The sequence below is a fragment of the Vibrio sp. 378 genome, assembly GCF_033339435.1.
This window is the reverse complement of record NZ_JAWOUO010000238.1, coordinates 1-932: the sequence shown is the minus strand read 5'-3', so window position 1 is coordinate 932 and position 932 is coordinate 1. Positions and strand designations below refer to the sequence as shown.

At 46.8% G+C, this 932-nt stretch carries 1 protein-coding gene; it reads right to left on the bottom strand.

Translation table 11 applies throughout. The features are described from left to right. A partial coding sequence (locus R7Q48_RS25430; RefSeq protein WP_318132927.1) for an ABC transporter ATP-binding protein occupies window positions 1–884 on the bottom strand: 884 nt, incomplete at its 3' end. Window positions 885–932: the final 48 nt, after the last annotated feature.

Below are 932 nucleotides of genomic sequence, written 5' to 3'. Positions count from 1 at the left end.
CGGTCCATCACACGATGACAACGCTCTTGGTAAGGGCAGCCCGGTGGTAGACGCAGTAAGTTTGGTGGATTGCCAGGAATGGTTGGCAGAATTTCACCTTCTGTATCCAGACGAGGGATCGCCTTTAACAGACCTTCCGCATAAGGGTGGCTTGGGTTGTAGAAAATTTCGTTTACGTTGCCGTACTCCATCGTACGACCTGCGTACATCACAAGCACTTTGTCACATGAACCAGCAACAACACCTAGGTCGTGGGTGATCATAATGATTGCCGTGTTGAACTCGGATTTCAGCTCGTTCAACAAGTCCATGATCTGTGCCTGAACGGTTACGTCCAACGCGGTTGTTGGTTCATCAGCAATAAGCAGTTTAGGACGGCACAATAGCGCCATCGCAATCATTACACGCTGACGCATACCGCCTGAAAATTCGTGCGGATACATGGTGATACGTTTGCGAGCTTCAGGGATTTTTACCGCTTCAAGCATGCGAACAGATTCTTCAAACGCTTCTGACTTGCCCATGCCTTTATGCAGCATCAACACTTCCATCAGCTGATCGCTCACTTTCATGTATGGGTTTAGCGAGGTCATCGGATCTTGGAAGATCATCGCGATCTGTTCGGCACGAACTTTGTTCAGCTCTTTTTCTGGAAGGTTAAGAATTTCTCGACCTTCAAATTTCGCGCTGCCTGAGATCTTGCCGTTTTTCGCCAGTAGACCCATGATTGCGAATACAGTTTGTGATTTACCTGAACCAGATTCACCCACGATACCGAGAGTTTCGCCCTGCTTCAGAGAGAAGTTCAAATCGTTTACTGCGGTTACGATACCATCTTGGGTGGTAAATTCGACACGCAGATCTTTGACATCTAATAAGCTCATCATTGCTTCCTTAATCTTATCTTTTAATTATCTGTCTTTTGGATCCAG